This window comes from Opitutus sp. sgz309028 (assembly GCF_059821195.1).
Window position 1 is genome coordinate 20,337 of record NZ_JCAMRR010000009.1, and the last position, 6,818, is coordinate 27,154.

Annotated in this window: 5 protein-coding genes and 1 pseudogene; all 6 read left to right on the forward strand. The window is 63.1% G+C overall.

Annotation, left to right across the window (positions count from 1 at the left end; translation table 11 throughout):
* Positions 1-12: 12 nt before the first annotated feature.
* Positions 13-1,926, forward strand: coding sequence for a sugar transferase (locus AC6RV7_RS21045; protein ID WP_500096178.1), 1,914 nt, complete (start codon positions 13-15; stop codon positions 1,924-1,926).
* Between the two features lie 14 nt (positions 1,927-1,940).
* Positions 1,941-2,906, forward strand: coding sequence for an ATP-grasp domain-containing protein (locus tag AC6RV7_RS21050; protein WP_500096179.1), 966 nt, complete (start codon positions 1,941-1,943; stop codon positions 2,904-2,906).
* A 259-nt stretch (positions 2,907-3,165) separates the two neighbouring features.
* Positions 3,166-3,843: an HAD family hydrolase gene (locus tag AC6RV7_RS21055; RefSeq protein ID WP_500096180.1), complete on the forward strand. Its 678-nt coding sequence runs from the start codon at positions 3,166-3,168 to the stop codon at positions 3,841-3,843.
* A gap of 421 nt (positions 3,844-4,264) precedes the next feature.
* On the forward strand, positions 4,265-5,005 hold the full coding sequence (locus AC6RV7_RS21060) for an exosortase-associated EpsI family protein (protein WP_500096181.1): 741 nt from the start codon (positions 4,265-4,267) through the stop codon (positions 5,003-5,005).
* Positions 5,006-5,641: 636 nt separating this feature from the next.
* Positions 5,642-5,869: a DUF433 domain-containing protein gene (locus AC6RV7_RS21065; RefSeq protein ID WP_500096182.1), complete on the forward strand. Its 228-nt coding sequence runs from the start codon at positions 5,642-5,644 to the stop codon at positions 5,867-5,869.
* A pseudogene (locus AC6RV7_RS21070) lies at positions 5,866-6,198 on the forward strand (DUF5615 family PIN-like protein). Before AC6RV7_RS21065 ends, AC6RV7_RS21070 begins: the two are co-directional and overlap by 4 nt.
* Positions 6,199-6,818: the final 620 nt, after the last annotated feature.

A 6,818-nucleotide genomic window follows, 5' to 3' on the forward strand; every position in this document is an offset into this window, starting at 1 on the left:
GCTGGGCTTCTTGTGAGGAAACCGGCGGCACAAGCCTCGAAGCTTTCCGTACTCGTTACCTATGGCTGGTGTCGCACGGCGTTCGTCGCCGTCGAGGATCTGGCAAAGCACGGGCACCGGGTGTTTGTCTGCGATGCCAGCCCGCTGGCGATGGCTCGCTTCTCGAAGTATTCGTCCGGATTCGATCTCGTGCCGGATCCTTTTTTGGAGCCGAGAGGCTATGCCGCCGCGGTGGCAGAGATTTGTCGCGACCGGGCCATCGATGTCGTTTTGCCCGGCCATGAAGACGCGCTGGCCCTGTTGGAGCATGCCGATCTGCTACCTGCGTCCGTCAGGGTGGCGGCGCCCCCATTGGCGCATTTGCGTCTCGGCTGTGACAAGTACGAGACGGTCCTGACCGCCGAACGTGCGGGAGTGCGAGTGCCGCTAACGAAGGCTCCGCCGAATTTTGAAGAAGTCGGCGAGGCGTGCGAACAACTCGGTTTCCCCCTCGTCGTCAAAACCCGCCGGGGCAACAGCAGCAAAGGGGTGCGCGTCGTCTCCAATCTGGCCGAGGCCGTCGCCGCCGTGGCTGAGTTTGTACAAGCTGCCGACCTGCCAGCCGAGGCGTGGCCGCTGCTTCAGGAGTTCGCGGACGGCGAGGTCTACGGGTGCTGTTTCATCGCCGATCAAGGCGAGGTCCGCGCCGCCTTCACCGAGCGATACCTGCGGTGCAAGGACGGGGCGCTCGGCACGAGCGTGTTTCGGGAACCCAGCGACTGGCGGGAGCCTGAGCGCGAGGTGGTGAAGCTCGCGGCGGCGCTGGGGTGGTCCGGGATCGGCCATTGCGATTTCATCCGGGACCGGAAGAGCGGGCGTGCAGTTCTGCTGGAGATTAATCCGCGGTTGTGGGGCGCTGTGCGTCTCGCGGTCGATAACGGCTTTCATTTCCCGGCGGCGGCGGTGGGGCTGGCCAGAAGAGAGTCGGACCTCGCGCGCTATTTCCCCGGACGTCCCGAACCCGTGCGGGCTTTGTGGCTGGTGGGCGAGGGGATTGCGCTGATCCGTGACCTTTCCAGCTTGTCGGTGTCGTCGCTCCTCGAGCTGCCGAAGCGTTTATATTCGAAGCGTCCCGGGGTGGTCTTCGACGATTTCAGGGCATCGGACGTGATGCCGTTCATCGCGGAGTGTATATATTACGGCTTGGGCTTTATGCGCTCGGGCGGGGCCACCAATCCGTCCCGGCCCGAGATGCACCGGGCCGACGGCCCGCCTCAGCATCGACCGTTCGAGTATCTGGCTTCGGGATTTTACGTCCGAACCGGCAAGCGGGTGCTGGATATCGTGGTCGCGGGCGTTGGCCTCTTGATTATCGCCGCTCCTCTTTTGGTTATCGCGGCCCTGATCTGCGTCATCGATGGCGGGCCGTGCTTGTTCCGGCAGGAACGGATCGGTCGTTTCGGTCGAACGTTCCGGATCGCGAAGTTCCGCACCATGGTTGTGCGGAAGCGAAATGACAGCCCGGTGACGGTGGCGAATGATGCGCGGGTGACGAAGCTGGGCGCGTGGTTGCGGCGGTGGCGTTTGGATGAACTGCCCCAGTTGTGGAACGTCCTTTGGGGTGAGATGAGCCTGGTCGGCCCGCGCCCGGATGTGCCCGGATTCGCTGACAAGCTGTCCGGCCAGGATCTACTCATCCTCGCCGTGCGCCCGGGAATCACCGGACCGGCGACGCTGGCGTTTGCGAACGAGGCGGAGCTCCTCAGGAGCGTGCCAGACCCCGATCGCTATAACCGGGAGACGATTTTTCCGAGGAAGGTCGCGATGAATCTACAATACGTGAAGAGTATCAGCCTTCGACAGGACCTTGGGCATGTGTTTGGCACACTTTTCCCTGTAATGATTCTGAGGCGCACAGTAGGAGCGCTGAGATTTTCATGGATGTAGTACCACCACGGGTTTTGCTCTCGTCCGCCGGCCGGCGGGTCGAACTGATCGGCTGCTTTCGATCTGCCGCGGAACGACTCGGCCTGAAGCTGGATGTGCTGGCGGCGGACCTGCGACCTGAGCTGAGTGCAGCCTGCCAAGCAGCCGAGCATAGTTTTTCGGTGCCGCGGTGCACCGAGCCAGGCTTCGTTCAGACGCTCTTGGACATTTGTGAGCGCGAGCATGTGTCGCTTCTGGTTCCTACGATCGATACGGAGCTGCCGATCTTGGCCGCGCATGCGGAGGAGTTTTCCAAGCTGGGCACACGTGTGGCGGTTTCGTCTCCGGAGGTCGTTGGCATCGCACGGGACAAACTGCGTACCGCGGAGGTGTTTGCGGCGGCCGGTGTCACCGTGCCGCGCACGGCCAAATTGGCGGATCTGCTGCACGCTCCGGGGGATTGGCGCTGGCCCGTCGTGCTCAAGCCGATCAGCGGCAGCAGCTCCGTTGGACTGAAGATCGTCAAGACCGTCGACGAGGCGCGACGCGCGAGTGAGGAGCGCGACGACTACCTCGCCCAAGAGCAGTGGTTCGGTCGCGAATACACGGTGAACCTGTTTTTCGATGCGAGCGGTCGTTTGCGCACGGCCGTACCACACTGGCGGATTGAAACCCGCGGCGGCGAGGTCAGCAAAGGCCGAACCGAGCGGTTACCGGCGTTAATCGACGCCGCCCACAAGATCGCCGAGGCGCTGCCCGGCGCGCGCGGCGCCCTTTGTTTCCAAGCGATTCTCAACGAGCGCGGCGAAGCCGGTGTGTTTGAGCTCAACGCGCGTTTCGGCGGCGGATATCCGCTGGCCGACCGCGCCGGAGCGCCGTTCGCTCAATGGCTCCTCGAGGAAGTGACCGGACTCCCGTCGAGCGGGAATGACAACTGGCGCGAGGGCATCACTATGCTGCGCTACGACGCCGCCGTGTTCAAAGAGGCAAGCGGCTCCTGAAAGTGCGGAGCTGATGGCGATGGTAGTAGGCGCCGGATCGCCGCATTGCAGCGAGTTGAGCGTTGAGAGATGAGAGTCGGATCCAGCAGCGGCTTTGCCGCTTCGCGTCCTTCGCGCTTAATTCGGATTCCTCCGTGCTCTTTCGTGTTTTTCGTGTGTTTCGTGGTTCTAAACTTCGGGTTCTTCCGTGATTTCCGTGTATTCCGTGGGCAACGCTCTCGGCTCTCCCCGCGGTAGCGCGGCTCCCGATCTCCGAAAAATGTGGAACATCCATACTCTGGTCTTCGATCTCGACGATACGCTGATCGCCGAACGCGATTACGTGGCGAGCGGGTTCGCAGTCGTTGGCGAGTGGGTGAACTCGAATTGGAACGCGGCCGGTTTCGCGCCGGCGGCGCTGGCGTGCTTCGCGGCCGGAATCCGGGGAAAGATCTTCAACGAAGCGCTCGCCGCGTGCGGGCTGGACGCGACGCCGGAACGGATCGCTCAACTCGTCCAAATCTATCGCGCACATGTGCCCACGCTCGACTTGCAGCCCGACGCCGCCGACGTGCTCACGTGGGCGAAGGAGCGCTTTCACCTCGCAGTGATCTCGGACGGCCCGCTCATCTCCCAACAAAACAAGGTGCAGGCGGTGAGACTCGCCGAAATCGTGCCGCAGATCATTTTGACGGATGCTTGGGGACGGGAGTTCTGGAAACCATCGCGACGCGCGTTCGAGGAAGTAATGGGGCAGGGCGAACGGCCGGCGCAGGGTTTCGTGTATATCGCCGACAACCCCAGGAAGGATTTCCTCGCGCCGCGTGCGCTGGGCTGGCGCAGCGTGCGGCTGCGGCGCCCGGGTGGTGAACACTGCGATTATGAAGCCGCGCCCCACGAAGCCGCGGATATCGAGATCTCCGAGCTCCGAGCGCTCAAGCATCTCGTGACGCGCTGACGCGCAGCGCGTGCGACGCGAGTTGAGAGTACAGAGTTAAGAGTTGAGGGTTGAGGGTTGAGAGTCAGGTAGCGGCAATCGTAGGCGCCGCGTCGCGGCGGCGTTCCGTGCTTTCCGTGTATTCCGTGGACCAATCCTGAATTCGCCCGTCGAACCCAGGACGGTTCGGAGAACCGTCCCTACCTTCAATTCCTTCGCGAGTTTTCGCGTTCCTTCGCGGTTCACGCGCTGGCGCTCGGCGTTCCGACCGCCTCTCGCCTCTAGCCACTCCGACACTTTCCCTTTGCTCCGTTCGCTGCCCAAAGGGCACCCGCTCACGTCGCCCTTCTGCTTCGCTTCAGGGCAAAACGCTCCGCATTTTGCCATCTACGCCTCTCGGCTCCGTCACTTTCACTCGCGCGGAGCGCGCCCCGCCTCTTCCGTGGTTCATCCTAAATCTTTTCGTCCTTTCATCCTTTTAGCGGTCGCGCTCGTCCTCGCCGGCGGCATCGGCCTGCAACTCGTGCGCCTGCGCGACGTGAAGCAGGGCGACGTCACCAGTCCGGCGCGGCCGATCGGGCTTACGGACCGGGTTCCGCGGAGTGTCGCCGGCTGGGCGACGGCGGATCTGCCGCTCGGGCCGACCGAGCTCGTGAGCACGGCGGCGGAAAAAACGCTGAACTACGACGACATGGTGAACCGCGTTTACCGCCGCGGCGGCGTCGAGTTCGGCGTGTATGTGGCGTATTGGGCGCCGGGGCGGATGCCGATGGAGAAAGTCGCCTCGCATACGCCCGACCGCTGCTGGTCGGAGAACGGCTGGACCTGCACGGAGTCACGTTTCCCGGAAAACTGGGCCACGGCGGACGGACCGCTGAAGCCGGCGTATTGGCGGACCTTCGTGCCGCCGGGCGAGCGTGCACCGCACTACGTCGTTTACTGGCACCTCGTCGGCGACGAACTCTACGATTACGGCGGCGGCTTCAACCGCCGGCCAAGCGTGGTGAAATGGTGGCGCGACATGCTGCACTACGCGTGGGCGGGGAGCCAGGAACAGTATTTCGTCCGCGTCACGAGCGACCGGCCCTTCGAGCAGTTGCGCGGCGACCCGGGGTTCGAGGAAGTCGTCCGCTCCCTCGCGGCGCTCGGGATCGAAGCCGCTGCCGTGCAGCGGCGGAGATAGGAGATAGGAGATAGGAGATAGGAGATGGGGTGTGCCGCGAAATGCGGCGCGGTAGCGGCGATCGTCCCGATCGCTAGGTAGGGACGTCTCTCCGAGACGTCTTGGCCGTTCGCCCCTTTCACTTTAGTTTTGCTCCGTTCGCTGCCCGATTCGGGCGACCGCTCACGTCACCCTTCCGCTGCGCTCCAGGGCCGCACCTTCGGTGCGACCATTTGTTCGTCGCCCTGCCCAGTGGGCACCCGTGCTCTTCACCCTTTCGCTTCGCTTCAGGGCCAGCGCATTCGCGCAGACCATTTTCGCCTCTCGGCTTCATACGCCTCGCGGCTCCGTCTCAACTCGCCGCTGCGTCGCAGCGGCGTTCCGTGCCTTCGTTTTTCGTGGTTCAAAGCTCGGGATCCATTCGCCCGATCCGTGCATTCTGTGCAATCCGTGGTTCAGATCTGTCGTCCTTCGCCACCTTCGCGCGTCTCCGCGTCCTTCGCGCTTAATCCGGATTCCTCGGTACGTTTTCGTGTGTTTCGAGGATGGCCGTCGGGACGACGGTCGCCCCCACCTTAAACTCTACACTTTAAACCTAAACTCGCGCGGAGCGCGCTGCGCTTGCTCTGTGTCCCGCTTTCTTCATCATGGCACTCTATGAGCCTGCTGGATCGTATCGCTGTGACGCCGGGGAAACGGAGCGGCAAGCCGTGCATTCGCGATACCAGAATCACCGTGTATGATGTGTTCGGTTACCTTGCCTCAGGGATGGCAGAAGCCGAAATCCTGAACGATTTCCCGGATCTCACGCACGAGGACATTCTCGCCTGTTTCGCTTTCGTGGCCGAGCGTGACCGACGCACGTATGCGTCACATGCGGCGTGAAATTGCTGTTCGACGAAAATCTGTCGGAAAGCCTGGTGCGACGCTTGGTGGACGTTTTTCCAGGCTCCGGCCATTTGCGCGATTTAGGCCTGACGGGCGCGGATGACCGCACGGTCTAGGCCTTTGCCGCCACGCATGGTTTCGCCATCGTGACCAAGGACGACGACTTTCGTGAGCTGTCGATCGTTCACGGCGCGCCGCCAAAACTCGTCATGGTCTCGATGGGCAACTGTCCGACCCGCGAAATCGAAACGATCTTGCGACGAAATAGAGAGGCAATGGAACGGTTCAACGACGATCGGGTGACGTCCTTGATGGAACTTGGATAAACCCGCGCGCATCTGCTCCGCTCGTTGCCCAAAAGGCACCCGCGCACGTCGCCCTGCGCGCGTTCGCGCGAGTTGACGGTGACGGAGCCGGGAGGCGAACCAGGCCGCGGCTTTGCCGCGGCGGAGATGGGACGAAGCCGTGAGGCTGAGATGGCAAAATGCGGAGCGTTTTGCCTTGGAGCGGAGCGGAAGGGTGAGGAGCACGGGCGCCCACCGGGCAGAGCGACGAGCAAATGGGAGATGGGACGGAAGGTTGAGAGTTCAGAGTTGAGAGTTGAAAGTGCAGGTAGCGGCCGTCGTAGGCGCCGCGTCGCCGCGGCGAGCCTAGAGCCCAGAGCCTGGTAGCGGCGGTCGTCCCGACCGCCATCCTTTCAGCTTTTCGCCGGCTCCGTCCCTTTCCCCGTCACTTTCACTCGCGCGCCGCGCGAAGCGCCGAAGGTGTGCTCGGACGCCGCGCTCGCGGCGCTTGCGTGCAGGACTTCGTCGTTTAGGGTGAAATCATGTGTAAACGTCCGAACAGGTGCCTCGTAGGCGGTTGAGGCGGGATGCGGTAGTCTCGGTGGATGGGAACGATCTCGACGGAGTTGGTGGAAGATGGGGAGAAGCGCGACAATCGTGGG